Origin of the sequence: Sphaerisporangium flaviroseum (assembly GCF_039537005.1) — a bacterium.
GTDB lineage: Bacteria > Actinomycetota > Actinomycetes > Streptosporangiales > Streptosporangiaceae > Sphaerisporangium > Sphaerisporangium flaviroseum.
On record NZ_BAAAZR010000001.1, the window covers coordinates 222,755 to 249,351 of the forward strand.

The 26,597-nt window shown below is 67.7% G+C and carries 30 protein-coding genes and 2 tRNA genes; 19 read left to right on the forward strand and 13 right to left on the reverse strand.

The window, feature by feature from the left end; all coding sequences use genetic code 11:
- Positions 1-63 precede the first annotated feature (63 nt).
- Together ABD810_RS01075 and ABD810_RS01080 are read left to right on the forward strand one after the other, a co-directional pair.
- Positions 64-1,356: a DUF3631 domain-containing protein gene (locus ABD810_RS01075; protein WP_344933056.1), complete on the forward strand. Its 1,293-nt coding sequence runs from the start codon at positions 64-66 to the stop codon at positions 1,354-1,356.
- A gap of 242 nt (positions 1,357-1,598) precedes the next feature.
- Complete coding sequence (locus tag ABD810_RS01080) at positions 1,599-2,111, forward strand: SRPBCC family protein (RefSeq protein WP_344933058.1); 513 nt, start codon at positions 1,599-1,601, stop codon at positions 2,109-2,111.
- A 306-nt stretch (positions 2,112-2,417) separates the two neighbouring features.
- Here ABD810_RS01080 and ABD810_RS01085 read toward each other — a convergent pair.
- Together ABD810_RS01085 and ABD810_RS01090 are read right to left on the reverse strand one after the other, a co-directional pair.
- Positions 2,418-2,493 (reverse strand) — tRNA-Arg (locus ABD810_RS01085).
- A 150-nt stretch (positions 2,494-2,643) separates the two neighbouring features.
- Positions 2,644-2,877 carry an RNA-binding S4 domain-containing protein gene (locus ABD810_RS01090; RefSeq protein WP_344933061.1) on the reverse strand — a complete coding sequence of 78 codons (234 nt, stop codon included), beginning with the start codon at positions 2,875-2,877 and terminating at the stop codon, positions 2,644-2,646.
- 389 nt (positions 2,878-3,266) lie between these two features.
- Here ABD810_RS01090 and ABD810_RS01095 point away from each other — a divergent pair, with 389 nt between their 5' ends.
- Positions 3,267-3,839, forward strand: a complete 573-nt coding sequence (locus ABD810_RS01095; protein WP_344933064.1) for a sensor histidine kinase — start codon at positions 3,267-3,269, stop codon at positions 3,837-3,839.
- Between the two features lie 174 nt (positions 3,840-4,013).
- On the opposite strand, the gene ABD810_RS01100 is transcribed toward ABD810_RS01095, so the two are convergent.
- Complete coding sequence (locus tag ABD810_RS01100; RefSeq protein ID WP_344933066.1) at positions 4,014-4,553, reverse strand: hypothetical protein; 540 nt, start codon at positions 4,551-4,553, stop codon at positions 4,014-4,016.
- Between the two features lie 159 nt (positions 4,554-4,712).
- On the opposite strand from ABD810_RS01100, the gene ABD810_RS01105 reads away from it, so the two are divergent.
- Both ABD810_RS01105 and ABD810_RS01110 read left to right on the forward strand, forming a co-directional pair.
- Positions 4,713-5,966 (forward strand): sensor histidine kinase, encoded by a 1,254-nt coding sequence (locus ABD810_RS01105; protein ID WP_344933068.1) that lies wholly within the window; start codon positions 4,713-4,715, stop codon positions 5,964-5,966.
- Complete coding sequence (locus tag ABD810_RS01110; protein ID WP_344933070.1) at positions 5,963-6,580, forward strand: response regulator; 618 nt, start codon at positions 5,963-5,965, stop codon at positions 6,578-6,580. The genes ABD810_RS01105 and ABD810_RS01110 overlap by 4 nt, the downstream gene beginning before the upstream one ends.
- Positions 6,581-6,642: 62 nt before the next feature.
- Here ABD810_RS01110 and ABD810_RS01115 read toward each other — a convergent pair whose 3' ends face one another.
- Together ABD810_RS01115 and ABD810_RS01120 are read right to left on the reverse strand one after the other, a co-directional pair.
- The gene (locus ABD810_RS01115) at positions 6,643-7,098 is read right to left on the reverse strand and encodes a MaoC family dehydratase (RefSeq protein WP_344933072.1); all 456 of its coding nucleotides are present in this window, start codon (positions 7,096-7,098) and stop codon (positions 6,643-6,645) included.
- Positions 7,099-7,150: 52 nt separating this feature from the next.
- Positions 7,151-7,630 carry a TIGR03668 family PPOX class F420-dependent oxidoreductase gene (locus tag ABD810_RS01120; protein ID WP_344933074.1) on the reverse strand — a complete coding sequence of 160 codons (480 nt, stop codon included), beginning with the start codon at positions 7,628-7,630 and terminating at the stop codon, positions 7,151-7,153.
- A 473-nt stretch (positions 7,631-8,103) separates the two neighbouring features.
- On the opposite strand from ABD810_RS01120, the gene ABD810_RS01125 reads away from it, so the two are divergent.
- Entirely contained in the window at positions 8,104-8,886 is a 783-nt protein-coding gene (locus ABD810_RS01125) for an HAD family hydrolase (protein WP_344933076.1), read from the forward strand.
- 268 nt (positions 8,887-9,154) lie between these two features.
- Here the strand turns inward: ABD810_RS01125 and ABD810_RS01130 are convergent, their stop codons facing one another.
- Together ABD810_RS01130 and ABD810_RS01135 are read right to left on the reverse strand one after the other, a co-directional pair.
- Positions 9,155-9,835 carry a response regulator transcription factor gene (locus ABD810_RS01130; protein WP_344933078.1) on the reverse strand — a complete coding sequence of 227 codons (681 nt, stop codon included), beginning with the start codon at positions 9,833-9,835 and terminating at the stop codon, positions 9,155-9,157.
- Positions 9,836-9,896: 61 nt separating this feature from the next.
- Positions 9,897-11,180: a sensor histidine kinase gene (locus ABD810_RS01135; RefSeq protein ID WP_344933080.1), complete on the reverse strand. Its 1,284-nt coding sequence runs from the start codon at positions 11,178-11,180 to the stop codon at positions 9,897-9,899.
- Between the two features lie 163 nt (positions 11,181-11,343).
- Between ABD810_RS01135 and ABD810_RS01140 the strand changes: the two genes are divergently transcribed.
- From ABD810_RS01140 to ABD810_RS01165, 6 genes are all read left to right on the forward strand, one after another.
- On the forward strand, positions 11,344-12,069 hold the full coding sequence (locus ABD810_RS01140) for an ABC transporter ATP-binding protein (protein ID WP_344933082.1): 726 nt from the start codon (positions 11,344-11,346) through the stop codon (positions 12,067-12,069).
- Positions 12,066-12,854: an ABC transporter permease gene (locus tag ABD810_RS01145; protein WP_344933084.1), complete on the forward strand. Its 789-nt coding sequence runs from the start codon at positions 12,066-12,068 to the stop codon at positions 12,852-12,854. Before ABD810_RS01140 ends, ABD810_RS01145 begins: the two co-directional genes overlap by 4 nt.
- Positions 12,855-13,233: 379 nt before the next feature.
- Positions 13,234-13,662: a hypothetical protein gene (locus ABD810_RS01150; RefSeq protein WP_344933086.1), complete on the forward strand. Its 429-nt coding sequence runs from the start codon at positions 13,234-13,236 to the stop codon at positions 13,660-13,662.
- Between the two features lie 162 nt (positions 13,663-13,824).
- Positions 13,825-14,523, forward strand: a complete 699-nt coding sequence (locus ABD810_RS01155; RefSeq protein ID WP_344933089.1) for a VOC family protein — start codon at positions 13,825-13,827, stop codon at positions 14,521-14,523.
- 520 nt (positions 14,524-15,043) lie between these two features.
- Complete coding sequence (locus ABD810_RS01160; RefSeq protein WP_344933091.1) at positions 15,044-15,379, forward strand: PadR family transcriptional regulator; 336 nt, start codon at positions 15,044-15,046, stop codon at positions 15,377-15,379.
- Between the two features lie 30 nt (positions 15,380-15,409).
- Entirely contained in the window at positions 15,410-15,778 is a 369-nt protein-coding gene (locus ABD810_RS01165) for an HAAS signaling domain-containing protein (protein ID WP_344933094.1), read from the forward strand.
- On the opposite strand, the gene ABD810_RS01170 is transcribed toward ABD810_RS01165, so the two are convergent.
- A complete protein-coding gene (locus ABD810_RS01170; protein ID WP_344933096.1) occupies positions 15,766-16,287 on the reverse strand; it encodes a DMT family transporter in 522 nt (173 codons plus the stop codon). The two genes, ABD810_RS01165 and ABD810_RS01170, sit on opposite strands and share 13 nt — an antisense overlap.
- On the opposite strand from ABD810_RS01170, the gene ABD810_RS40900 reads away from it, so the two are divergent.
- The 4 genes from ABD810_RS40900 (at position 16,201) to ABD810_RS01185 (ending at position 19,187) form a co-directional block, all read left to right on the forward strand.
- Positions 16,201-16,386, forward strand: a complete 186-nt coding sequence (locus tag ABD810_RS40900) for a tyrosine-type recombinase/integrase (RefSeq protein ID WP_425566830.1) — start codon at positions 16,201-16,203, stop codon at positions 16,384-16,386. The genes ABD810_RS01170 and ABD810_RS40900 overlap by 87 nt on opposite strands.
- 664 nt (positions 16,387-17,050) lie before the next feature.
- Positions 17,051-17,530: a SigE family RNA polymerase sigma factor gene (locus ABD810_RS01175; RefSeq protein WP_344933098.1), complete on the forward strand. Its 480-nt coding sequence runs from the start codon at positions 17,051-17,053 to the stop codon at positions 17,528-17,530.
- Complete coding sequence (locus ABD810_RS01180) at positions 17,527-18,204, forward strand: permease-like cell division protein FtsX (protein ID WP_344933100.1); 678 nt, start codon at positions 17,527-17,529, stop codon at positions 18,202-18,204. The genes ABD810_RS01175 and ABD810_RS01180 overlap by 4 nt, the downstream gene beginning before the upstream one ends.
- A 632-nt stretch (positions 18,205-18,836) precedes the next feature.
- Positions 18,837-19,187 carry a tyrosine-type recombinase/integrase gene (locus tag ABD810_RS01185; RefSeq protein WP_344935345.1) on the forward strand — a complete coding sequence of 117 codons (351 nt, stop codon included), beginning with the start codon at positions 18,837-18,839 and terminating at the stop codon, positions 19,185-19,187.
- 14 nt (positions 19,188-19,201) lie between these two features.
- Here the strand turns inward: ABD810_RS01185 and ABD810_RS01190 are convergent.
- A tRNA-Ser gene (locus tag ABD810_RS01190) sits at positions 19,202-19,291 on the reverse strand.
- A 197-nt stretch (positions 19,292-19,488) separates the two neighbouring features.
- The gene (locus ABD810_RS01195) at positions 19,489-20,052 is read right to left on the reverse strand and encodes a YceI family protein (protein ID WP_344933102.1); all 564 of its coding nucleotides are present in this window, start codon (positions 20,050-20,052) and stop codon (positions 19,489-19,491) included.
- 107 nt (positions 20,053-20,159) lie between these two features.
- Here ABD810_RS01195 and ABD810_RS01200 point away from each other — a divergent pair, with 107 nt between their 5' ends.
- Positions 20,160-20,684, forward strand: a complete 525-nt coding sequence (locus tag ABD810_RS01200) for a MarR family winged helix-turn-helix transcriptional regulator (protein WP_344933105.1) — start codon at positions 20,160-20,162, stop codon at positions 20,682-20,684.
- Here the strand turns inward: ABD810_RS01200 and ABD810_RS01205 are convergent.
- Positions 20,665-22,260 carry a long-chain fatty acid--CoA ligase gene (locus tag ABD810_RS01205; protein WP_344933107.1) on the reverse strand — a complete coding sequence of 532 codons (1,596 nt, stop codon included), beginning with the start codon at positions 22,258-22,260 and terminating at the stop codon, positions 20,665-20,667. The two genes, ABD810_RS01200 and ABD810_RS01205, sit on opposite strands and share 20 nt — an antisense overlap.
- 110 nt (positions 22,261-22,370) lie before the next feature.
- On the reverse strand, positions 22,371-22,877 hold the full coding sequence (locus ABD810_RS01210) for a SigE family RNA polymerase sigma factor (RefSeq protein ID WP_344933110.1): 507 nt from the start codon (positions 22,875-22,877) through the stop codon (positions 22,371-22,373).
- Between the two features lie 293 nt (positions 22,878-23,170).
- Here ABD810_RS01210 and ABD810_RS01215 point away from each other — a divergent pair, with 293 nt between their 5' ends.
- Together ABD810_RS01215 and ABD810_RS01220 are read left to right on the forward strand one after the other, a co-directional pair.
- Positions 23,171-24,112: a hypothetical protein gene (locus tag ABD810_RS01215; protein ID WP_344933112.1), complete on the forward strand. Its 942-nt coding sequence runs from the start codon at positions 23,171-23,173 to the stop codon at positions 24,110-24,112.
- 2 nt (positions 24,113-24,114) lie between these two features.
- Positions 24,115-24,945: a MauE/DoxX family redox-associated membrane protein gene (locus ABD810_RS01220; RefSeq protein ID WP_344933114.1), complete on the forward strand. Its 831-nt coding sequence runs from the start codon at positions 24,115-24,117 to the stop codon at positions 24,943-24,945.
- Between the two features lie 311 nt (positions 24,946-25,256).
- On the opposite strand, the gene ABD810_RS01225 is transcribed toward ABD810_RS01220, so the two are convergent.
- The gene (locus ABD810_RS01225; RefSeq protein ID WP_344933116.1) at positions 25,257-26,438 is read right to left on the reverse strand and encodes an AAA family ATPase; all 1,182 of its coding nucleotides are present in this window, start codon (positions 26,436-26,438) and stop codon (positions 25,257-25,259) included.
- Between the last annotated feature and the right edge of the window lie 159 nt (positions 26,439-26,597).

The following is a 26,597-nucleotide window of genomic DNA, read 5'->3' on the forward strand; positions in this document are numbered from 1 at the left end:
GGATCTAACTAAAGACCGGCCGCCACCGAACCGGCCCGCTGTCCTAGCCCACCTGCGTCCACGATGCTGGTCGATGAGGCCGACACCATCTTCGGTCCCAAGGCTGACGGCAACGAGGACCTACGCGGCCTGCTCAACGCCGGCCACCAGCGCAACCGCCCCGCCAAGCGCTACGACGCCGCGACCAACCGCGTGGAGAGCATCCCGACGTTCGCCATGACCCCGCTCGCCGGAATCGGCGCCATGCCCGACACCATCGAAGACCGCGCCGTCGTCATCCGCATGCGCCGCCGTGGCCCCGGCGAGTCGGTTGCGCCCTACCGGCACAAGCGCGACCGCCCCAACCTCCGCCAGCTCGCCGAAGCGCTCGCCGCCTGGCTGCGCCCCGACATCGACACCTTGCAGGAAGCCGAACCGCCCATGCCCGTGGAAGACCGCGCCGCCGACACCTGGGAACCCCTCATCGCCGTCGCCGACCACGCCGGCGGAGACTGGCCCGCCCGCGCCCGCGCCGCCGTGCTCGCCCTCACCGCCGAAGCCGACGACAACAGCGAGACATCCACCCGTATCCGCCTGCTGACCGACTGCCGCACCGATCCCGTTCTGCCCACCGCCACCCTGCTGGAGCGGCTCAAGGCCGACCCTGAGGCCGGATGGGCCGACTACGGACCCGCCGGCCTGACCGCCATGAAGCTCGGCGCCCTCTTGCGCGAATACGAGATCCGATCGGACACCATCCGCTTTCCGGCCCCCATCGGCCAGGCCAAGGGCTACCAGCGCGCCGCCTTCACCGACGCATGGGCGCGCTACTGCCCCGCCCCCAACAGCGCCGAAAACGACCCGCTAGTCACGAGCGGGCCCGCCGAAGTGCTCCCCTTCGACAGGGGGAGCCTCTCCCAGGACGACACGGGGACTCTGGCCGCACGATTCAACGACTCGGGCGTATTTGAATGGCTTAGAGATTGGAGGGCGCACGAAGACTGCTGTGGTTTCCGCACGACTGATGAGGACTACATCGAGGCGAAGGAGATCGAAAAGGAGGTGATAATTCGTTGGGGTAGAGAGATTCGCGAGCAACACGGGTGGTCTCGTCCCGCTTTCCAGGGAGACCTACGGGAAAGCCAGCCCATTCGCTTCACGGACCTGGAGCGCATCGCGGGGGCGCGCGCCCTTCGGGGCCGGTATCTTGACGGCAATCACGAAATCCACAGCGGGCCGCTCAGCGTAGTGAACCATGCCGACCTCGACAATGGAGTCCTTGTATTTGACAGGAGGCATGAAGGCAAGAAGTCAATTGAAAACGTCGGACATCTAATTGCTTACTCAGCAAAACCCTTGATCTTATCTCACACATAACATGTCGTGCTGTGGCAGGTGTAGCCCATAGCTACGACGATCTGTACGAGGTGGGGCGACTCGGTACTATGACGACTTCTCTTGCTAGTGCTGTGACCGCATAGGTTCGCCGGGTAGCTGGGTCAAGACTTGATCGCCAACCGAGGGCATGTGGAACGTCCTCGGCGAGGCGTTGTCGTACCCCCGGTGTAGCGTCCGGGCCGGAGTCGGGTTCATGCTCTGCGGTTAACGGAGGCACGCGGATGACGAGTACGACAGGCGAGCCCGTGGTGGTGGTGTCCCGGCGCATCGGCGCCCCGGCGGAGGAGATCTTCCGGATCCTGGCCGACCCCGGACGGCACCCGGACCTCGACGGCTCGGGGATGCTGCGCGGTGGCGTCTCCGACGCCGTGGTCTCGGGCGTCGGGGACGTCTTCGTGATGCGGATGCATTACGAGCGATACGGCGACTATGAGATGAACAACCACGTCGTCGAGTACGAGCCGGACCGTCGCCTCGGCTGGGAGCCGAGGCCCGGTCGCGGGCACCCGGACGCCACCGCGCCCGGGGCCGCGTGGGGCCACCGGTGGATCTTCGATCTGCTCCCGGACGGAGCCGGGGCGACGGTCGTGACCGAGACCTTCGACGGTTCGCGCATGCCGGAGGACAAACGCGCGGAAGTGGACAGCGGGCGCGCCTGGTGGCAGACGCAGATGGCGAGCACCCTGGAACGCCTCGCCGAACTGTGCGCGCCCGGTATGCGGTCACAGCACTAGGGAGATCTCGCACCGCGGCTGAGGAGACACGTCGACCTGCCTAGAAGGAGGGTGCCGGCGAAGCAGGTGGCCGCCTGGGGCGGGCAGCAGCGTGGAGGTCCTCCTGCCGACCTACGCCAAGTGCCTCGCGGGTCAAGACGAGATCTCCATGCGCCGGATCAGCGAAGTCCTACGCCCCAGCACACGGGAAGGCATTGGGAAAGCCGGGCCGGACGCACCGGATCACAGCCGGACACAGTCGGACGCCGATCACTGATCGAGACACGAAAAAGCCCAGGTCATCGGCTGATGATCTGGGCTTTCGTGTGGCGCGGCCGACAGGAGTCGAACCCGTAACCTTCTGATCCGTAGTCAGATGCTCTATCCATTGAGCTACGGCCGCCTGCTTGCCTGGATAAGCATAGCGGGTCTTGGGGGATGCGCCGAACCGTTATCGCGAGTGGCTTGGTGGCGAGGGGGGGCGGGTCGGCGTCGAGGATCCGGGGTCTTGGGCGTGCGGCCAGGGCTGATCAGGGAGGCGTGGCCGTGGGCGTCAGGGGGCCGCTACTACCCGGATCTCGAAGTCGAGGCCGCTGACGACCTGGCCGGGTCTGATCTTGCACCTCTTGCGCAGCTCGACATCGCCGTCGACCATGACGTTGCCGTCGGCGATGAAGTGCTTGGCCTCGCCGCCGCTCTCTGTGACGGAGCAGTACTTCAGCAGGTCGCACAGAGGTATGTAGTCGGTGCGCAGCTGGAAGGTCTCCTCCAGGAAGTTCTCGTCCACGTGCTCAGCATAGGCAGCCCGGGACAAGCAGGAGGAATGTCCGGATTGCGGAGAACCGGGAGACTCCAACTGCCAACGGTCCGAGAGCGCTCTGGTGCCGCTGAACCTTAGGGACGGATATGGGTCGCTGGATCCGGCAGGAGCCGGGGAGCGAGAGGTGTTGGGGAACTAAGGGCGGTGGGACGCAGGGCGGTGGAGTGGTGGGCACGGCGGTGGGGCGCGGGGCGGTGGGGCGAGGGCGGAGGGGATGTTAGGGGTGAAAGGCGTTGGAAGTGGACAATACCTCTGCAAACTTTCCGGGCTCCGGGCGTGGCGTGATCGGGTGACGGCAATGAACCACTTCGTGTCACCTGAAGTGACACTCCGGCCAGCACCTGCGGATCGAAGGCATGAATCAGCAGCCAGCGTTGTACGGCATAGGCGGTCTCCCGGCGCAGTACGTCGTCGCGATCGCGCTGACCTGCCTTGGCGCCGTGGTGATCCTGGCGGCACTGCTTGCCAAGAGGCGTCACCGGGCAGTCGCCGCGAACGCCCACTCGGAACAGGTCACGCAGCTCAACCGGCTGCTGCTCCGCATCCAGTACGACTACCCGCGTCCCACGCTGGCTGAGCTGGTGCAGTCTTCGCGCCATGGCGGCCTGTCGATACGGCTCCACATCGCGGGGTCGCCTCGGGAGCTCCCCGATCCGGTGGACCTCGCCGGTATGAGGATCATCCAGGAGTCGCTGACCAACGCGCTGAAACACGGTACGCCGAGCGCCACGGTGGTCCTGTGCTACCGCCCTGATCGGATCATCCTGACGGTGGACAACCCGATGAAGGGGAAGATCCAGACGACCCGAGGGCCACACGAAGGGGTGGCCGCCATGCGCCGCCGAGCGAGCAAACTCGGCGGGTCCGTGACGGTCGGGCCGTACGAGGGTGGCTGGCGCGTTCACGCCGAACTGCCATACCAGCACTAACGAGAAGGGCCGCCGGACGGCGTGCCGCACGAGGTGGATCCCCCAGACTGGCGTACCAGCGGCTATGTCCTAAGCCGTAAACCGGCCGCCACGCCCAAGCCGTGCGGGCAGGTCGCCGTACCCCAAGCCGTACACCGGCCGCCATGCCCGGGTCACCGTACAGGTTGCCACTCACTACCCGGCCTGAGACTTGTTGGGGAACAGCGTGTAGAGCAGTGGTACCACCAATGCGATGACAGGTACCCTGGCCAGGCCGATCATGAACGCCGAGAGTTCTTGTGTGCGAGCCTCGTCGCCGATCAGCCAGATCGCGACCCACAGAAGCGCGCATGCGATCACGTACGCCAGGACGATACGCAGCCAGATACCCCATTCGTACCTCGCCCTGGCCATTCCGCCGGCAGGCGGCTTCCATGGTGGCGGACCGTTCGAGAGCCGGTGTGCGGCCACCTGATCCGCCCATCGAAGCGTTCGGTGGCCGAACACGATCGAGTACGCGAGGTACGCCGCCGCCAGCCCGTGGCTCCAGGTCGCAATACCGCCGGAACGGAGGTCGACCACCGTGGCGACGAGCAGGACGACGTCGACCAGGGGCACGGCCAGCAGGAGCACACCACCAAGGCGGCGGAGGCGGAGCACGTACCGTGCCAGCAGGCCGAGGCCGAGCAGCACCCAGAAGCCGATTTCACACCCGATGATGACAGCGAGGATCACCCTTCAAGCCTTGGCGATGCCGCGCGGGGTGTCGTCGGCGGCGATGACGAACCTGACTACACCTTTGTATGTACGAGCGGCCCATGCCCGGGACGGTGTCGAACGGCAATCGGACATGGTGGGATGAAGGACATGGAGCCGGGTCGGCAGGATGCCTTGGTGGCTGCCGGCGTGTTCGCCGGCGGTCTCATCCTGCTGGCCGGTGGCGCGTACACACACCGCGGCCAGCCCGCTTCCCCGCTCGTGCTCCCGCTGGCCGTGACCTGCCTGGGCGTGCTGCTACGGCGACGCGCACCCGTGGTGACGCTCGTCCTGGGCGTGATCGCGATCATCGGTGATGTGTGCCTCGGTCCTTCCCTCGGCACTGTCCTGATATTTACGGACAACATCTATGCGGCGGCCCTGTACGGCCCGCGCAGGCTCGCCACCTGGCTCCTTGGAGTCACCTCGGTGCTGACCGTCGTGATCGGCGCCATCGTCGGCATCCTCGCCAAGAACTGGTCGGCGCTCGCGATCGGCGGAGTCCAGGCCGGTCTGGTCCTCACCACGCCGACGGTGACCGCTCTGATCATCAGGCAGCATCGCGACCAGGCGATCGCCGAGCGGGCCCGCGCGGACCAGGTGGCACGGCTGGCCGAGCTCGACCGCCAGGCGGCGGTGACAGGTGAGCGCACACGCATGGCCCGCGAGCTGCATGACATGATCGCCAACCACTTCAGCGCCGTCGCGATCCAGTCGGCGGCGGTCATCGCCAGGGACGATCTCGACCCGCAGGCCATCCGCAGGGTGCTGGAGTCGATCCGCGAGAACAGCGTGCTCGGCATGGCCGAGATGCGCACGATGATCGGCCTGCTCCGGGCCGAGGACGACGACTCGGGCTCGACCGGACACCGCCTGAAGGACGCCACCGATCTGGTGGAACGATCGCGCCGCGCGGGCATGGTGATCGACCTGTCCATCTCGGGAGTACCCCCTGACCTGTCCGCTTCGATCGAGCTGGCGGGGTACCGCATCCTCCAGGAGGCGCTGACCAACGCGCTCAAGCACGGCTCGGGTCAGGCGATCGTGACGATCTTCTACGGGCGGGACGAGGTCGTCCTCACCGTCGAGAATCCGCTCGCGGACAAGCCGACCGGCCTTCCCGGCTCGGGCACCGGGCTCATCGGCATGGCGGAGCGAGCGGCACTCGTCGGCGGCACGTTCACGGCTGGAAGCGGCACGCCGAGCGCCGTGACAGGAGCGGCGGCTCCCGACTGGCGCGTCGTCGCCGCGCTGCCCGTAGAGGCCACGCCGTACGCCGAGCCCGCGGCCGATGCGAGCACCGGTTCCCGAGCCGAGCTGTACACATCGACCCCAGCCAGGAGCATGGCGCCGTACGGGACATGGCGTCTCACCACCGAGGACAGCAAGTGATCAAGGTTCTGGTCGCCGACGATCACGCGGCCGTACGTGCCGGAGTCGTGCTCATCCTGGAAGGGGAGCGCGACATCGAGGTGGTCGGCGAGGCGGCCGACGGACAGGCCGCCGTCCGGATGGCCCACGAGCTACGGCCCGACGTGGTGCTGATGGACGTCCGCATGCCCCGCCTCGACGGCATCTCGGCCACCCGCGAGCTGAGCGGGATCGCCGACGTGCTCATCCTCACGACGTTCGACCTGGATGAGTACGTCTTCGGAGCGCTCCGCGCGGGGGCCGCCGGGTTCCTGCTGAAGAACACCGAGGCGGACGCCCTCGTCCAGGCCGTACGGCTGGTAGCGCGCGGCGAGGGCCTGATCGCGCCATCGGTGACCCGGCGGCTGATCACCGCGTTCGCCGAGACGAGCGAGCCCAGACGGCACGACCTCGAGGCCCTGACCCCCCGCGAGCGGGAGGTGCTGGCCTGCGTGGCCCGCGGGCTGTCGAACGCGGAGATCGCCCGGGAGCTCGACATGACCGAGGCCACGGCCAAGACCCACGTCAGCCGGATGCTGGGCAAGCTCGGGCTACGCAGCCGGGTCCAGGCGGCGATCCTGTATCCCGCGACGTGAGCGACCCAAGGTGGCCCCGAGTCACGTTGCCAGGCGCACTGCGCTGCGGGCGGGCCGGTCGGCTAGTTCGCGATGTAGAGCGAGAGGCTTTCTGCGACGCAGGCGGGTTTGCCCTGGCCCTCGACCTCGACGGTGATCCGCAGGTTGGACAGCGTGCCCGCCGGGGTGTCCTTCACGTCGATGATCTCGGCCCCCGCGCGGATCTTCGCCCCCACGGGCACCGGCGCCGGGAACCGGACCTTGTTGAGCCCGTAGTTGATGCCCATCTTCAGGCCGTCCACCCGGAACAGCTGTGTCATGAACGAGGGCAGCAAGGCGAGGCTGAGGTATCCATGGGCGATCGTCGCACCGAACGGACCGTCCTTGGCCCGTTCGACATCGACGTGGATCCACTGGTGGTCGTCGGTGGCGTCGGCGAAGAGGTCGACCTGCTCCTGGGTGACCTGGCGCCACTCGGTGTGTCCCAGGTGCTCGCCCGTGGCCGCCTTCAGCTCGTTCAGGTTCGCGAAGATCCGCATATGCAGAATCTTATTCTGTCACCGGCGCTCCGGCCAGGCCGTACTTCACATCTCACTGGAGCCCTCCGGAGTACGACCAGCTCGCGTACCGGGTGACCTGGATGACGATGACCGGCCCTTCAGGGACGCGATCCGTATATTGGGCATATTTGGCGACCAGCGGCGCGAGGGCGGCGGCCCTTTCCTCCTCGCGCTCCACGACGGACGCAAGGCCGTCCGCACGGACCCACCACAGGTGCGTCCAGTCGTCGTCGTAATGGTCCACCAGGACGCACACCTTCGGGTTGGCCTGGATGTTCCGGATACGCCGCAGCCTGGTGGTCGTCTTCGGCTTGTGATCGATGGCGGTCACGATGAGATCGCCGTCGAGGGCGAAGGTCACCGGCACGAGGTGCGGCATCCCGTTCTCGGCGGCGGTGGCCAGCCTGGCGACACGCGCGTCTCTCATCCTCGCGCGGGCCTGATCGTCGGCGCCGGTCGCACCCGTTCCGGCGCGACCACCCTCCGCTGGGCCGTTCCCGACCTGATCCACCTGTGTATCCAAGCACGACGCGCACGCGCCGGCCGAGAACGACGCGATGGCCGCGCTCAGGTGTCGGGGTAGCGAGGATAAACGTGCTCACCTGGATGTCCCGGCGGCAGAACGCAACGGCGGCCGGCGTCGGCCTCGGCGCAGCGAACGGCTTCATCTCGCCTGGGGAGCGGCGATGGTTCGGATGAGTGCGTTTCCATGGGCTTGCTGCCTGTTCTCCAGGGTCGGAGGTCATGGACCCTGATACGAGATGATCCCATGTGATTGATGGCATTCCTACGCCCATAAGCTGATTTATCATTATTTGTCGGTTGTGAGGCGCGGTGCAGTGAGTATTGACTGATAGTCACATATCTGGTGGCCACCAGCGCGTTTGTTGTCCACGACACCCCGCCCTCGGACTAAAGCCCGGCCATCACGGGGAGCAAAGATAGCGAACGCACCGTCACGGCATCACGTGAGGCAGGACCACGATGGCACTCAGAGTCCAAGCGCTGCTGTTCGACCTCGACGGCACCTTGGTGGACCACGACACGGCCGCGGCGGCCGCACTCGACGAAGCGCTCCAGACGATCGCCGGCCTTCCAGACCTCGACCGCGAGCACCTCCACCGGCGATGGGCCGAACTGGAGCAGCACACCATGGACCGCTACCTCGCGGGCGAGCTCACCTTCACCGGCCAGCGCCGCCTGCGCGTCATCTCCCTCGCCGCCGAACTGGGCCTCGGGGCTTGGGACGACACGCAAGCGGACACCTGGTTCGCGGGGTATCTGCGCCATTACGAGGCGGCGTGGCGCGCTTATCAGGACGTACGGCCGGCCCTCGACGTGTTGGCACGCCACCATCCACACGTCCGGCTCGGGGTCCTGACCAACGGCGACGCGGAGCAGCAGCGCCGTAAGCTCACCGACGTCGGGCTGGCCGCAGACCTGCCCGACGTGATCGTCTCCAGCGAGGCCGCTGCCGCCAAACCCAGCCCAGCGATCTTCGAACACGCCTGTGATCGGCTCCAGCTCCACGCGGACCAGGTCGCCTACGTCGGGGACAGACTCCAGACCGACGCCATCCCCGCCGTGAAAGCCGGCATGCACGGCATCTGGCTCAACCGCAGGGGCGACCCGACGCCCACGGACCTGCTCACCATCCAGACCCTCCACGACATTCCCGCCCTGCTCACCGATCTCGACGGAACGCCACCTCCTGCCACATCGCGGCCCGGCTCCTCGTCTCGACCGGCTCCGATCGGCGACTCTTAGTCATCACCCGAGCGCAATACGTACTCTGGGGACCGGGTTCACCGGCACGACAGCGTGGGTTCCCGCAGGTTGGGCGGCGCGCGGCGTACCCTCTCGGCATGGCCCAACGCGAGAAGATCCACGTCAGCCGGGACATGCTCGACGACTGGGTGCGGACCACCCGTGCGGCCCTGGCGCCGTTCCTGAAACGGGAACAGGAAGCCGAACGAGGCGGCCGCGGTACCACCGTCCGCCCCAAGCCGGACAGGGCCCCAGACCCGACCGCCGATCAGTCGACGCCGGCGTCGTGCACGAGCAGCGCGATCTGAACCCGGTTGTTCAGAGCGAGCTTGGTCAGTAGTTGTGAGACGTGTGCCTTGACCGTGGGCACGGTCATGTGCAGCTCGGCGCCGATCTCGGCGTTCGAGTGCCCCCGGCCGAGGGCCATCGCCACCTCCCGCTGCCGGTCGGTGAGCCGGTCCAGCTGGGCCCTGGCACGATCGCGCCGGGAGGCGGCCGCGGGATCGGCGACGTGCTCGATCAGCTGCCGGGTCACCGACGGCGAGAGCATCGCCTCTCCGGCCGCCACGGTGCGTACCGCCTGCACGATGTCGCGCGGCGGGGTGTCCTTCAGCAGGAAGCCGCTGGCCCCGGCCCGCAGGGCGCGCAGCACATAGTCGTCGGCGTTGAACGTCGTCAGGACGATCACCTGCGGCGCCCTCGGACGGGACCGTAACCGCTCGGTCGCGACCAGCCCGTCCACTCTGGGCATCCGGATGTCCATGAGGACGACATCCGGCCAGTGGGCGTCGACCAGCGCGTCCGCCTCGGCGCCGTCCGCGGCCTCGGCCACCACCTCGATGTCGGGCGAGCCCGCCAGCAGCATCGCCAGGCCTACGCGGACCAGCGGGTCGTCGTCCACGATGGCCAGCCGGATGCGCCTCGGGTCGCCGCCCCCCTCCGTCAGCACCGCGGCTCCGTTTCCCGCCGTCGGGCCGGCATGATCGGCGAAGGCCGGGAGCGGGCGCGGCTCATGCCGGCCACGGCAACCACGCCTCGAGCCGGAAACCGAGGCCGTCTGGTTCGGGGCCGTGGTCGAGCCGGCCGCCCGCGAGCGTGACACGCTCGCTGAGACCGATGAGCCCCATGCCCGCGCCGGGCAGCTCGGTCCGCGGGGACATCAGCGGGAGCGGGTTGGTGACGCGCACGCGCAGACCCTCGCCGGGGGCGCCGTCGACGAGCACCTCGACGGCCGCGCCGGGCGCGTGCTTGCGGGCGTTGGTGAGCCCTTCCTGGACGAGCCGGTACACCGTGCGGCCGATGGCGGGCGGCAGCCCGGCGGCCGCGCCGGCCGGGCACGCGTACCGGACCTGCGTACCGGCCGCGCGGGCGATCTCGACGAGCTCCGGGACATCGGGCAGGCCGGGTTGCGGGCGCTCGGGACGCTCAGGCGCGCGGGAGGCACCCTCGCGCAGGACCCCGATGACCGCGCGCAGCTCCTGCAGGGCCTCGTGCGCGTTGGCCCGGATGACCCCGGCCGCGGTCGCCACCTCCTCCTGCCGCGCGTCGGTGCGCACCTCCAGCGCCCCCGCGTGCAGGCTGACGAGGGACAGGCGGTGGGCGAGGACATCGTGCATCTCCCGCGCGATGCGTGTGCGTTCCGTCAGGCGTGCCTGGTCGACGCGCAGATGCTGCTCGGCCTCCAGACGGGCGGCACGCTCGCGCAGAGAGGCGACCAGCTCGCGTTGCGCTCGCGCGAACATTCCCCATCCCACCGCGGCCGTGAGGATCCCGCCACGAATCACCAGGTCGACCCAGATCGGGAACTTGGGATCGTGCTGCATGAGGTAGAAGATCGAGACCGTGGCGACGTTCGCCACGGCCATGATCACGGCGATCAGGGCGCGGCGGTGGACGGCGACGGTGAACACCGCGACGGTCATGGCCGCCGTCGTCATGGCCGAGACCGCGCCGACGGGCGTGAGGACCAGGGCCAGCCCGAGGGGCCATCGGCGGCGCCACAACAGGCTGAGGCAGGACAGTGTGCCCAAGGCGGCGTCGACGGGCCACGGCACGGCCGAGGTGCCCTCGGACGCGTCCCCGAACCGCAGCAGCAGTCCCCCGAAAGCCAGGGACAGCACGATGCAGGTCGCGTCGCTCAGCCACTCACGCGCCGTGCGCGGGCGATGCCCGGCGTCATCCCGGTCGAGCGATCCGGCGCCGTATCCGGAAGGGGACACGGCCGGCTCAGGGTGGGGCACCGCGAGCGGCTCGGTCCGGGCGTCCGGTAGGGCGGAACTGGCCTGACGGGACATGATCTCAGCGTACGTGCCGCGCCTGACGAAGGGCAGCGCCCGAAGTCCCGCCGGGGACCGACCAAAGTCTAGGGTGGCCGGGCGCCGGGCCGCGCCTTTCGGCCCCGGGGCGGCGACCCGGGACCGATGACCGGCGACCGGCCCTAGGCGCAGCCTGGTAGGCATGATCGAAGTCAACCACCTGTCCAAACGGTACGGCGGCCAGGTCGCCGTGGACACCGTGTCGTTCCGGTGCGAGCCGGGTACGATCACCGGGTTCCTCGGGCCCAACGGCGCCGGCAAGTCCACCACGCTGCGGATGATCTGCGGATTGACCCCGCCCACGTCCGGCGAGGCCCTCGTCTGCGGCGTGCCCTACCGGTCCATGGGCAATCCCGGCCGTCAGGTCGGGGTCCTGCTCGACGCCTCCGCCCAGCACACCGGGCGCACCGGCCGCGAGGTGCTCGCGCTCTCCGCCCAGGTGCTGGGCATCGGCGCCGCCCGGGTGGAGGAACTGCTCGACCTCGTGGGGCTGGCCGGCCCGGCCGCCCGTAAGCGGGTCCGCGGGTACTCCCTTGGGATGCGCCAGCGTCTCGGCATCGCGCACGCGCTGCTCGGCGAGCCGGAGGTGCTGCTCCTCGACGAGCCTGCCAACGGCCTCGACCCGGAGGGCATCCGGTGGATGCGCCGCCTGCTGCGCGAGCACGCCGCCCGAGGCGGGACCGTCCTGCTGTCCTCGCACCTGCTGTCCGAGGTCGAGCGGACCGCGGACCGGCTCGTCGTGATAGCCCGCGGCCGCGTCGTGGGGCAGGGCGGCCGGGACGAGCTCGTGGCCGCCGGCGACGATCTGGAAGAGGAGTTCCTGCGCCTGACAGGGCAGCGGTACACCCTCGAGGAGGTCGACCAGTGAGCGCCACCATCTCCGTCAGCCCGCCTCGTGGCAGGGCCGACATCCGGCCGTCGATGGGGCGGCTGACCCTGGTCGAGCTGCGCAAGGCGGCCGACACGCGGGCCGGGTTCTGGCTGATCCTGACGATCGCCGTGCTCACGCTCGCCGTGGTGGGGGCGCAGCTCGCGTTCGGCGATGCCGATACCCGCACGCTCGGCTCGCTCATCGGCAACGCGCAGCTGCCGGTCTCGGTGCTCTTGCCCGTGCTCGGCCTGCTGTCGGTCACGAGTGAGTGGTCGCAGCGAACGGCGCTGAGCACGTTCAGCCTCGTTCCCGCCCGGAGCCGGGTCGTCGCGGCGAAGGTCGTCGCCGCCGGCCTGCTGGCCGTCGGCGCGACGGCGGCCGGCCTGGCGGCGGGGATCGTGGGGTTCGCGTCCGGCGGGGCACTGGACCGGACGATCGGTGGATGGGAATGGGACGCGCCGGGCATCGTGATCGCCCAGCTGTGCCTGGTCAACTGGGTGACCATGATGTGCGGCACCGCATTCGGCCTGCTGCTCCTGAACTCGGCGCCGGCGATCGCGACGTACTACGCCCTCCCCCTGGCGTGGACCATGGCCGGCAGGCTTCTGCCCGGTTTGGACCCGGTCTCCGAGTGGCTCGACATCGGACGCGCACGCGCCCCTCTGGTGGACCCGGGGGTCACCGGCCAGGAGTGGGCGCGGTTCCTCACCTCGTGTCTGCTCTGGGTCGCCCTGCCCGCGGCCCTGGGGATGCTACGTATCCACCGCACGGAAATCAGCTGACCCGGCCTTGCCCCCCGTACTCCGGGGTCGGCGTGGATGACCCCGGTCTCGCCGGCATGCGGGCGCATGAAATTTCCATAAATCGGCGCGTGTGATGAAGAGATGAATATGCGTTATCCGGCCTGATCAAGGGCACCACGGATAACTGCCGTCTTACATTCTGGGATGCGCGGGCCGGCGTGATCTTCCGGGACAAGGGTTCACATTAGACAGCCCCCTGCGGCCGACAATAACCTCCCGGTGTGGACCGCTCCCGGTTCGGCGGTTATGGCGATGCCCGACGCGCGGCATTTCGTCGCCGTCACGTCAAGGAGGTTGCGAATTGCTCTCAAGTACTCGGCGGTTTCGCGCGACGAGGTCTCTGGTCATCGCTCTCCTGATGGCCATCGCGGCTCTTCTGCCGCTCACGCCGGCACACGCGGCCTACGGTTCCCCCATCCCCGTGTCGATGGCCGTGTACGGCGGTTCGACGGGTACCCAGCTCCTGGCCAGGGTGGACGGGACTATGCAGTTCGACGACGCGAACATGAAATACCAGTACAACCTGGAGCTGTGCCGCGTATCCAGCTTCGTCGCGCCACACGTCAAGGTCTCCGTCAATGGCGTGTACAAGTACTCGCTGTTCTGGAACGGCGGCTCGTCGACGGCTTTGTGCCCGAGCTTCTACACCGCGACCGCACTGGCCGCCGAGGTCGACAACGGCAGCACGGTCGTGAATGTGACCCTCACCTTGGTGGGCTCCGATTTCAACAACAACGTCTACCGGGAGCGCACCAGAACCGCGACTTACGACAACCCCTTCAACTGACCGAAAATCGTCTTCCTGAACCGTTCTGATCGACGAACCGCACCACGTGAAGACCTCGCCGGATTCCTTCCTGCGAGGTCTTCCTGACTCACGGGGCGACGGTCACGGCGTGAACGGGCCTGCGGGGTGCGTAGATCGTTGGGGCCTGGCTACGCTGACCGAATGACCGACGTCGAGGACAAGATCACACGGATCAGGCCGCAGCGGTTTCATGAGATCGGCGGCCTGGAGGACTGGCGTGTGCTGGGTGAGGGGGCGTGCGCCTACTTCCGGACCGGATCGTTCGCGGCCGGGGCGAAGTTCGTGCAGGCGATCAGCGAGCTGCCCGGCGTAGGGAGCGGTCATCCTGACGTCGACCTGCGTGACGGAGGCGTGACCGTACGACTGATCACGATCGCGGACTTCTACGGGCTGAGCGAGCGAGATGCCGAGCTGGCCCAGCGGATCTCGGCACTGGCCCGCCGGCTGCACATCCCCGCTGATCCGTCGGCCGTGCAGACCGTCCAGGTCACCATTGACGCCCTCGCCGGTTCCGACGTGGTGCCGTTCTGGCGTGCCTTGCTCGGCTATGAGGACCGCGCGAACAGCCCCGAGGACCTGATCGACCCCCAACGCCGCGGGGCGCCGTTCTACTTCCAGCAGATGGACGCTCCGCGCCCGCAGCGCAACCGGGTCCACATCGACGTCTGGGTGCCGTACGACCAGGCCGAGGCGCGCATAGCGGCGGCGATCGCCGCCGGTGGCCGCCTGGTCTCCGACGCCTACGCACCGTCGCACTGGGTGCTGGCCGACCCTGAGGGCAACGAGGCTTGTGTGGGCGCGGCCGGCTGGATCGAGAAGACCACCCTCAGCGGTCAGTGAGGATTGTTCACACCCGCTACAGAGACCAGAAAGGCCCTCGCCCGGAATTCGGGTGAGGGCCTCTGAGGTGCGGAGGCTCGGGGATTTGAACCCCGGATGGGCTGTAGACCCAAACCGCATTCGGACGCCAACGGCTAGAGACGGGCTTGTCTCGGAGTAGTCGGTCTGCTGGGCTCGCCTGGGTCGCGGCAGACGAGATGATCAGTGCCCACCTCAGCCATCTACTGCCCTGCGCTTGCGCACCGCGATCATCCCGGAGCCGAGCGCCCCCCGCCGGAGGCGTTTAGTGCCACGACTTCCTGCTTGCAGAGACGCATGCCGATCTTGCCCTACCTGCGAAAATACAGCTCAGTAGCCCGATCGCTTTCCTTGTGACTCTCCGCTGCTCCCCTTGTTTCCCGTCTCATCGGACACGTAACGGGCACGGCACCGACAACCCTTATCCGGCATCCCGCCCTTGATCTAGCATGCTCTACCCAGTACCTTGCATTGCATGGAACTCGGCAACACCGAGAAAGCGATGAGCCAACTGCGGCGCGGTGTCCTGGAGTACTGCGTGCTGGCTTTACTTCGAGGCGGCAGTCGCTACGGCGTCGAGCTGCTCCGCGAGCTTGGAGAGGTGGACACCATGGTCACCAGCGAGGGGACCATCTATCCACTGCTATCCAGGTTGCGCCGAGAAGGTCTCGTCGAGACCACGTGGCAGGAGTCGACCAGCGGCCCGCCGCGCAAGTACTACGAACTCACGCCGTCCGGTGCGCGGGCGCTCGAGGAGTTCACAGCGGAATGGTCCAGGTTCCACGCCGCTGTCCTGCATTTCCTCTCCAAGAACGAGTCCGGGAACGAGGCACCCTGAGCCATGACTGAAGATCTGCGGCTTGACGCGATGGCCGAGGAATACCTATCCGAGATCGAAAGGGCTGCCGCCGCCCTCCCCGTGAACCGCCGAGCCGAGTTGCTCGCCGACGTCCGTTCACACATCGTGGTCGCTCAGGCCGAGGCCGCCTCCAGCTCGCCTGCCGGTATCGAGGATCCCGCCGTCATGAGCCAGATCCTCAGCAAGCTAGGTGACCCTGAGGCCATCGTCGCGGCGGCTCTCGCCGACCTTCCCTCGGAGATCCCGCCCAACTCCACCGCTCGAACCGCTTCCAGGGTGCTAGTGAAGACCGCCGTCATCCTGCTACTCATCGGCGGCCTCCTACTCATCGGATGGTTCGTCCTATATGTCCTGTTCCGGTCCGGTCATGCAGGGTGAGGAACGAGGCCTGGATCTTCGATCGCCCCTGACCACGACGTACCTTGGCCAGCCGTGGCGATCGTCGCGTTCTCTGCACTCTGCGAAGCGCTCTTGGCCGATGGCAGGCCGGTGGCTGTGGCCCTTCGTGCGAGGGCTACGCCAACCAGCACGATGACCATGCCTGCGATGACGGGCGCGGTGAAAGGTTCTGAGAGAACGGTTGCGCCTAGGGCGACGGCTACCACCGGTAGGAGATAGGTGACTACTGAGGCGGTCGTGCCCTCGTCGACGATCAGGCGGTGGTTGAGCACGTAGGCGGCTCCGGTGCCCAGTACGCCGAGGATCGCTGCGGCCAGGAATCCGTCCCATCGCGGATGCATGTGGTCGAAGCCAGCCAACCGCTCGTACTCTCGACCAGCGAACTCATCGCCGCCACTGCGATGCTCGCGATCGTGGCACCCTTCATAGGAACGCTTCTTGTCGAGCAGGGCGTGAACATCCGTGTCGTACAGGAAATCCTCGGCCATGCACGGGTGACCACAACTGAGCGGTACACGCACGTTGCGAGTGATCTGATGCGGGACGCGAGCAAGCGCATGGGGTCCGCGCTCTGGGGCGATGGGTGAGCCGCAGCGAGCAACTGCAACTAGAACTGCAACTATGACCCTCTACAGAGACCAGAAAGGCCCTCACCCGGAATTCGGGTGAGGGCCTCTGAGGTGCGGAGGCTCGGGGATTTGAACCCCGGATGGGCTGTAGACCCAAACCGCATTAGCAGCTCGGATCTCACGCGTCCCGATCAGTCCCACATGGACCAACGACTCGCGCCGGTCGACCCTGAACGGCGCTGTACGGGCTCGGACTGCAACTAGAAACTGCAACTAGGGGAGACATCCCGGCGTCCTGGGCTCGCCTGGGTGGAGGCAGACGGGATGATCAGACCCACCTCAGCCACCTACGGCCGTATGGTTACGCACCGCTCCTCATCCCGGAGCTGAGCGCCCCCGCCGGAGGCATTCTCTAGGTTCCTGAGCTGGAATCCCCGACCAACGGATTAAAGCTCGGACGATCATGGTTCCAAACAGTTCAACGCAGGTCAGTGGGCCTGTGCGGTCCATTTTGAACTGCCCTGGACCACCCTGAACTGCAACTACGCCGATCGGCTGGAAGTGGCGATGTGAGCAATGTGCTGGATTCCCGACTTTTGAAGCAGCATCCTGGCTGCCCGCGCGTCTCTGTGATGTGGAAGTCGAAATGCTCTCCACAGGGGAGCCCTTCATCGGAGAACAAGTGAACATCGCGGCGATCTTCGCCGTGCATCACCTGGGTCTCGTCCGACTAGCACTGATTACAGTGGGTGACCGGGCGACGGCCGAAGACGTGGTGCAGGAGGCGTTCACCCGTACTCACGCGAGCCGCAAACGGATCCGTGATCCTGATAAGGCGTTGGCGTACGTGCGTTCAGCGGTACTCAACGAGTGCCGTTCAGTGCTTCGGCGCCGGGCGACCTTCTTCCGGCGTCGCGTGGCCTACGAGCCACCGGTCTGGTCGGCCGAGAACGCGGCGCTGGCGGGCGAGGAGCGCCGTGAGGTGCTCATTGCGTTGCACAACCTGCCACCAAGGCAACGTGAGGCGCTCACGCTGCGTTACTACTTCGACCTCAATGACGTACAGATCGCGCAGACCATGGGGATCGGCACGAGCAGCGCACGGTCCACTATCGCGCGCGGGTTGGCCGCGCTCGGCCGAGTACTCAAGGAGGAGACATGAACGAGCGGTTGGAAGAACGGCTGCGGGATGCCCTCACCAGGACGGGTGCCGTAGTTGAGCCGGGTACCCTGCGGCCACTGGCCGTGACGGAGCGGCGGCGCTTGTCTTGGCGTCCATGGCTCGCGATCACAGGTGTAGCAGTGGTCCTGGCCGGGCTGGCCACGGCCACCAGGCCGCATGACCAGCCGGCGGACCCCGCGATGATGATGACCATGTCACTGGCGTTCACCGGTTCACAGGGCTATCGGCAAGGTGAGCCGGAGATCAATGTCTTCCTGTGCACGGCGGACTCCCCGTACCCTGCGTGCGGCGGGCGGTGGGACACTCCCGCAGCAGGTGGCGGCAGAGCCGCCACGCCGGAACAGATTCAGGCCGTCCAACGTGCTCTTGCCTCGATGCCGCAGGTCGAATCGGTGACCTTCCGCGACAAGGCCGCGGCCTACGCCGAATTCCGCGAGGACTACGCCGACAACCAGGTGTTCCTCAACGCCGTCACAGTAGACGACATGCCGCAGACGCTCCGACTGAAGATGAAGCCGAACACCGACTGGCGAGCGGTCATGCGAACCGCACAGGCCATGCCGGGTGTCTCCAAAACCATCGATCTGAAGTGCATGCAGGAACGCCGGAAGGCCGACGAATCGTGCGACACAGGCGACCGGCCCCCTTCATGAGCTCAGAGACGACATCGCCGGCCTGCCGCTCAGGAATCACGGGCGCTTCGCCGAGTGGCGCAACGCCTGGCGACTGGCAGCTCTCGCGGGAGGTTGCCGGCACCATATCGAGCCGCTGACCCGTGAGGAGGCGCGGAGGATTCTGGAGGTCGCGAAGACGCGGCGTAACGGGGCGCGGTGGTCGGTCGCTCTCTCGCTAGGCATCCGCCAGGGTGAGGCGCTCGGGCTGCGGTGGTCCTTCGTCGATCTCGACTCCGGCGTGATCAAGGCCTGTTACCAGGTTCAGCGCCGTCCCTGGGAGCACGGCTGTGATGATGCCCACGCCTGCGGCAAGGAGTGGCACCGTTGGCCGTGCAAGAAGCGGTGCGGCGAGCACAAGCACCGGCGGGACTGCTCAGCGGGGTGCAAGGATCGTGGTGCCATCTGCCCGACAAGGACGTGCCCTAAGGACTGCACCGGCCACGCGGACCATTGCCCCAAACGGCGTGGGGGTGGCCTGGTATTTCGGCAGCGGAAGGGAAAGAGCCGCCTGACCCTCCAATGTCCTCCCGAACCTGCCTGTCCTGCGGGCTCATCGTGAGAATCAGGCGGCCGAACGCGAGAAGGCCGGTGATCTCTGGGAAGACCATGACATCGTCTTCGCGACTCAGCGGGGCAGGCCGATGGAGCGGAGCGAGGACTACAAGGTGTGGAAGTCGATCCTCAAGCGGGCCGACGTCCGGGATGCTCGGCTTCACGACGCCAGACACACCGCCGGAACGCTTCTTGTCGAGCAGGGGGTGAACGTCCGTGTTGTACAGGAAATCCTCGGCCACGCGCGGGTCACCACAACTGAGCGGTACACGCACGTTGCGAGTGACCTGATGCGGGACGCGAGCAAGCGCATGGGGTCCGCGCTCTGCGGCGATGGTGAGCCGCAGCGAGCAACTGCAATTATGACCCTCTACAGAGACCAGAAAGGCCCTCACCCGGAATTCGGGTGAGGGCCTCTGAGGTGCGGAGGCTCGGGGATTTGAACCCCGGATGGGCTGTAGACCCAAACCGCATTAGCAGTGCGGCGCCATAGACCTGACTAGGCGAAGCCTCCTGGCAGCCGGATCGGCTCACTGAAAGCCCGACTGGCTCAGCACAGAGTACCGGCCTTGATGCTGAGCGGCAAAGTGGAATCGTCGTGGCGGCCGAACATCCCGTGGAAGGCTACTTCTCCGCCGGCCGTGGGTCAGGCCAGGGAGTTTCCACACTCTGTATCCACAGGCTGTGGATACAGAGTGTGGGCACTGTGAATCAGGCGCGCCGCGTGGCTTCGCCCTCGATCTCGATCTTGATCTTCTTGCCGACCAGGACGCCGCCGGTCTCCAGGGCGACGTTCCACGTCAGGCCGAACTCCTCGCGCTCGATCTCGGTCTCGATGTCGAAGCCGAAGAGCTCCTGGCCCCAGGGGTTGGTGCCGGCGCCGCCGTACTCGACCTTGAGCGTGACCTCCTTGGTGACGTCACGGATGGTGAGGTCACCGGCGACGATGAGCTCGTCGCCCGAGTGGCTGACGACGCGGGTGCTGCGGAAGGTGAGCTCGGGGAACTTCTCCACCGCGAGGAAGTCCTCGCTGCGCAGGTGGGTGTCGCGGTCGCCGCTGCCGGTGTCGATGCTGGCGGCCTTGATGGTGAGCTCGGCCGACGACTCGAGCGGGTTCTCGGCGATCGTGACGCTGCCGGAGAAGTCTCCGAAGCGGCCGCGGACCTTGGAGACCATCATGTGCTTCGCGACGAAGCCGATGCGCGTGTGCGCGACATCCAGGTCGAAGGTGCCGGGCTCGGGGATCGTGATGCCATCCCAGGCGCGAGTGCTCATGTGTTCCATCTCCGTGAAGGTTCTTGTTGCGGTGCGGATGTCTGCTGCAACAAATGTCTACACGAGGAATATTCCCCTCGTCAACTAACGTCGTCTAGACTAGGAGCGTGAACCCAACTGACGACCCCCGGCTCACCGCGATGGGCCTGCTTGCCGAGGTCCACTCCGGATTGACGGCCAAGATGAACCAGGTCTTCGCTGAGGCGGGCCTATCCGAGGTCGATGTCGAAACGCTCATCCGCCTGTCACGCTCCCCCGAGCGCAGGCTGCGCATGAGCGACCTGGCCGCCCAGACCTCGCTCTCCACCAGCGGGGTGACACGGGTGGTCGACAGGCTGGAACGCGATGGCCTGGTCGAGCGCGTGGCCTGTCCGAGCGACCGGCGCGCCTCCTACGCGACGCTGACGGAAGGCGGGCTCACGCGGCTCGACTCCGTCATCCCCAAGCACCTGGAGGACATCGAAACGTGGTTCACCGGCCTGCTGAGTCCCGGGCAGCTCAAGGAGTTCCTGAACACCTTGCGCCTCATCCGCGACGTCGTACGGCCATGCGCCACCGCGGGCGCGAGCGAACCCGGGACGGTCGCAGCGGACGTGACCGCAACGGGCAGGGTCAGGCCCGTACGATCGTGAGCTCGCCTCGGGCGTGCATCTCCCGCAGGGTCCGTTTCGCGAACTTGCCGACGCTCGTCTTCGGCACGGCCTCGATGAACGCCCAGCGGTCCGGCAACTGCCAGCGCGCCACCTTGCCTGACAGGAACTCCCGGAGCTCCGCCACTCCGGCCGTTCCGTCGAGCACCACACACGCCAGCGGACGCTCGCCCCAGCGTTCGTCCGGCACCCCGATGACCGCCGCCTCGACCACGGCGGGATGGCCCATCAGGGCGTTCTCCAGCTCCACCGAGGAGATCCACTCCCCGCCGGACTTGATGACGTCCTTGGCCCGGTCCGTCAGCGTCACGTAGCCGCCGGCGTCGAGCTTTCCCACGTCCCCCGTGCGCAGCCAGCCGTCGTGGAACCGTGAGGCGTCCTCGTCGAGGTGGTACGACGCGGTGACCCAGGGCCCGCGCACCTCCAGCTCGCCGACCCCCACCCCGTCAGGGTCCAGCACCGTGTCGCCGCCGCCCACGAGCCTGCCCTCGACACCGGCCAGGATCCTTCCCTGGGTGACGCGCAGATCCCACGAGTCGCCGTGCGCGACGGTCGCCAGCGGCGAGGTCTCGGTCATCCCCCACGCCTGGACGACGCGGACGCCGAACTCCTCGTCCAGCGCTCGGATCAGCGACTCGGGCACGGCGGAGCCGCCGCACGGCACCAGCCGCAGCGAGGACAGGTCGGAGCCGTGCTGCCGGGCATGGCGCAGCAGGTCGCCCCAGATGGTGGGGACCGCGCCGGACACCGTCGGCCGCTCCTCGGCGATGATCCGGGCGAGGTGCTCGGCCTGGAGGAACCTGTCCGGCATGACCAGCGAGGCGCCCGCCATCAGCGCGGCGTACGGCAGCCCCCAGGCGTTGGCGTGGAACATCGGCACGATGGGCAGCACCCGGTCCGCCCATGACAGGCCCATGGCGTTGGCGGTGCAGACGCTCATCGAGTGGAGGTAGGCCGAGCGGTGGCTGTACACGACGCCCTTGGGGTTGCCGGTCGTGCCGCTGGTGTAACACATGGCCGCGGCGGCGCGCTCGTCCACCTCCGGCCAGTCGAAGGTGTCGGACGCCTGGTCGAGCAGCGTGCGGTAGTCGTGCAGGTCCTTGCCCGCCGAGGCTAGCGCCGCGGTGTCCGCCTCACCGACGACGATCACGTGCCGCACGGTCTTCATCTCGGGCAGGATCGGCGCGAGCAGGGGGACCAGCGAGGCGTCGACGATGACCACGTCGTCCTCGGCGTGGTTGGCGATGTAGACGACCTGCTCGGGGAAGAGCCGGATGTTCAGCGTGTGCAGCACTGCGCCCATGCTCGGGACGGCCAGGTACGCGGTGAGATGTTCGGCGTTGTTCCAGCCGAAGGTGGCCACTCGCTGGTCGCCGTCCACGCCGAGGCCGCGCAGTGCGCCGGCCAGGCGTGCCGCCTCCCGTGCGAGGTCCTTGTACGGCAGCCGGTGGTAGCCGTCGCCGGTATAGGTGACCACCTCGTGGTCGCCGAACAGGCTGGTTCCGTGCCGCATGATCGAGGTGATGGTGAGCGGGTAATCGGGCATGGTGCTGCGCATCGGTCCACCTCCGCTTCCCGAGTCTGGCCCGGAGCCCGCGCTGAGACAAGCGCTCGCTCAAATCCGTCGGCGGCGTCGCGTACGGCGCCCGGCCGGAGTCACGCCTGAGGCTAGACCTCCGGCTGCCGCGGCTCGACGACCACGAGGTCACCCCGGAGCTTCGCCATGGCCCGCGACACCGTGCTCTTCACCGTGCCGATGCTGATCCCGAGAGCCTTGGCGATCTCCGGCTCGCTCATGTCCTCGTAGTAGCGCAGCACGATCGCCGTACGCTGCCTGACCGGCAACCGGTTGATGGCCTCCTCCAGTAGCTCGTGGATCTCTCCAGGGCTGGGGCCGTCCCTGATGGGTGACTCCGGAAGCTCCTCGGAGGGGTACTCCTCCAGCTTCCTGCGCCGCCACCACGAGATGTTGATGTTGACCATGGCCCGGCGCACGTAACCGTCGAGCGAGGCCCGGTCGTTGATGCGGTCCCAGGCGAGATAGGTCTTCGCCAGGGCCGCCTGAAGCAGGTCCTCGGCGTCCGCGGGCTGGCCGGTCAGCTGGTATGCCACTCGCAACAGGGCTGGACCACGAGCGACCACGTACTCGCGGAACTCCTCGTCTTTACCGCTCATGCGATCACCGGTGCCGTGACGAAGGGCCATGATTTGTTCGGATCTCGTGGTCAGAATCGCAGCCGGACGCCATGATCCCGCTGAACCTTGATCCAGGTTTCGCCCCGCCAACGGCAAAGATCGTTACAGACGAGTGACACGCAAGGGCGGCGAGTAGTTCATCCTGGAGTGGGTAATTTGCTACGCACACTGACACAGGGGGAAATATTCGCCCCGCTGCGGAGGTCCCCCGCGGCAAACCATGTGACGCTAGCGGATGACAGAAACTCACTACGGCGACCGGGGAGGGGCCGATGGGAGTTGAGCGCCGCTATGCGCTGGCGTCGGCCGCTCTGGGCCGGAACGCCGTTCCCCCACAGGCGGACGCGGAGGAGCGTCCGGCGCTTCGCGCGGTCGCCGGTGAGGTTCGCGACATCAGCCCGCACCTGATCACTGTGGAGAACCCCGAGGGCGTGGAGGAGCGTCTGGTGATCGCCCCCTGGGCCACCGCCTGGCACGGACGTCCGGTCGTGCCTTCCGACCTGCCCATCGGTACCCGCGTCGTCATCCGTGCCCTCGAGTCGGGTCGCGTGGCCGACCGCATCTGGGGTGACATCACCCGCATCACCGGCGTGATCCTCTCCAACGGCAAGGAGGGGAGGAACCGGACGATCGAGTTGCACTGCGGACCACACCGGGGCAGGCGCACGGTGGTGATCCCCTACGCTGCTTCGGGCCGCATCAGTGTGCGTCACCCCAAGCTCGAACCGGGGTACCTCTTCGACGCCATCGGCACGCGGGTGGAGGGCGTGACCGTCGCCCACCTCCCCGCCACCTCCCAGCCCGCCTACCGGGCGACGGCCGTTCCGCCGCCGCCACACGGGTACGGCGGCGTGCAGTCGAGGATCTCGGGAGCCGCCTCCTGGTCGGACGCGTTCGACGAGGGAGAGTCCGGGGCCGCCTACCCGATGTTGGAACGTGCCGACTCCGAGTGCGAGGACGCCGGGATCTCCTGCACCGGTCTTCCCTACCTCGCGCTCGGCTCGATGCTCTACGTCGGCAACGTGTGCGAGGGCCGGGCCTCGGTGCTGCCGATCGTCGCCTGCGGGTGCATGGCCGGTCGATTCTGCGACCGGTGCCTGCAGTGCGGCACCTCGCCGCGGGGACGCATCGTCGAACTGTCACCGGCCTCCTTCGTCACGCTGGGCGGAGACCTCGTCAAGGGCTGCTTCAACGCCCGCGTCGGATTGGGGTGACCGTGGAGGTCGCAACTCTCGCCACCGCCGCACTCGTGCTTCTTGTCGCGCTCCTGCTTCTCGGCGGTACGGCCAAGCTCGCGACCGCGGGGACCGACACCGCGCCCGGCGGGCTCTCGCGTCTCGGCCCGGGAGTCCTGGTGCCCGAACGCTGGCGCAAACACGTGCTGATCTTCTGCTCGGTGGGAGAGGCGGTGCTCGCGGCCGGACTGGTGTTCACCCGCCACCCGCTGCCCCGCTGGGGGACCATCGCGTTCTTCTCCGTGGCGACCTACGTGCTGTGGGAACTGCGCCGGCGACGGCCCGATGTGGGCTGTGGCTGCTTCGGCGAGGCGAGCAGCTCGCCGGTGGGGCTCCGGTCGATCGGCCGGGCGCTCGTGCTGACCGGGTTCGCGGTGGTCGTGGCACTCGTCCCGGTGTCGGGCGTCGATGTGATGGCCGGGCTCACGTGGAACCTGGCGGCCGTGCTCGGCGCCGGAGTGGTGCTCCTGACGCTCCTGTCGCCCGAGGTGGAGGAGGGGATCGCGCGTGTGAGGTATCGCACGCCGTGCGAGCAGCGGCCCATGTCGGCCAACAGAGCGCTGTCCCTTCTGCGGGGAAGCGCCGAGTGGCGGTCCCACAAGGCTCTGCTGGCCTCCGCCGAGCCCGCGGACACGTGGCGCGAGCTGTGCTGGCGGTTCTTCGTCTACCCCGGGTACACCGCCTTGGGAGCTCAGGCCGAGGTGGTCTTCGCGGTGTACCTGAGCGGGCGGCGCCCGCCGGTGCGCGTGGCCGTCGTGGACGGGACCAGCACGACTCTGCGGGAATCTATGGATGTATCGGCCACACGCTAGACAGCCGTAGATTCCGCAATCAAGACACGCCAAGTACGAACGGCGGCCTGCCGACAGCAGACCGCGAGACCCCGACCGTCGGCAGGCGGGGCGGCCGCATCGGCGACACCCGACACCCGGCACCGAACCGGCCGGCGGGACGGACGGCACCGGTGCCAAGGATCACCAGAGGCGGCCTCCGCTGGGACGGCCACCCCTGGAACAGCGGAATTCAACTCTCTACGGCTCTCTAGCTTCCCCTCTAGAAAGCCGTAGAGAGATCAATGGAGCGCGGCGTCGCCACGCTCAGCTCTTGGGGCTCCGGCACATGCCTACAGCGGCTGCGCTCGGAGGAACTTGCCGAAGTGCGGCACCGTGAACGCGATCAGACCGCGCTCGGCGCTGAAGATGAGTCCTTTCTTGATGAGGCTGTCGCGAGCGGGAGAGAGGCTGGAGGGCTTGCGCCCGAGGAGGTCGGCGACGTCGGCGGTCGGCACGGGCTCGTCGCCGACGGAGGCCATCGCGTGCATGTAGTCGCGCTCGGCGGGGGTGGCACGCTCGTAACGGCTTCCGAAGAACCCCACCGCGAGCTCTTCCTCGGCCTCGGGAGAGGCGACCCTGATGTCCTCGGCCGTGATGGGACTCCCGGGCGCGAGATCCCAGGCGACCTTGCCATAGGCCTGGACGAAATAGGGATAACCGTCGGCCGCTTCGTAGAGCGCGTCGAGCGCCTCGGGAGTGAACTCGACCTGCTCGCGCTCGGCGGGGGCGATGAGGGCGAGGTCGGCGGCCTCACGGTCGAGCCGGTCGATGCGCGCGTAACGGAACAGTCGCTCGGAATAGCTCTTGCTCGCGCTCAGCACGCTGGGGAGATGAGGCAGGCCGGCACCCACCACGATCAGCGGCCCGCCGCTCTGGGACAGCTCGTGACAGGCGGCGCACAGCGCGGAGATGTCGGGCGCCTGCACGTCTTGCATCTCGTCGATGAACAGGGCCACGCCGACGCCCAGGTCGGTCGCGACCGAGGCGGCGTCGACGAAGAGCTCGGTCAGGTCGATCTCGAGGTCACCCGAGTCGGCCCGCCCTCTGCCCGCGGGGACGTCGATGGCGGGCGACCAATGGGAGGTGCCCTTCGCCGCGGAGGGGTCGCGCATGGCGAAGGCCTTGAGCACGCCGAGGAACTCCTCGATGCGCTCGGGCGCGCGGTGGCGAGGGGCGAGCTCGCGGATCGCCATGTGCAGCGCGGCGGCGACCGGACGGCGGATCGACTGCTCTGGACGAGCCTCGATCTTGCCGGTGCCCCACAGCCGCTGCATGGCCATGGACTTGAAGGTGTTGAGCAGCACGGTCTTGCCGACACCGCGCAGCCCGGTGAGGACCATGCTGCGCTCGGGACGCCCACGGGCGACCCGCTCCAGCACGACCTCGAACTGCTGCAACTCACGGTCACGCCCGGCCAGCTCCGGAGGGCGCTGCCCCGCACCGGGGGCATAGGGATTGCGCACGGGGTCCACGCTCTCGGACTTTATGACCGGATATAGCGGCCGTCCTAGATTTCCGTAGAAAGGGCTACGGCGTGTCGCCGGTCGAGAGGGGGCACACGCCCGGCCGGACGCCTGCGGAGCGGGTGGCGAGAGCAACGCCATGGCACACCACCCCTCACCTGGGCCGGT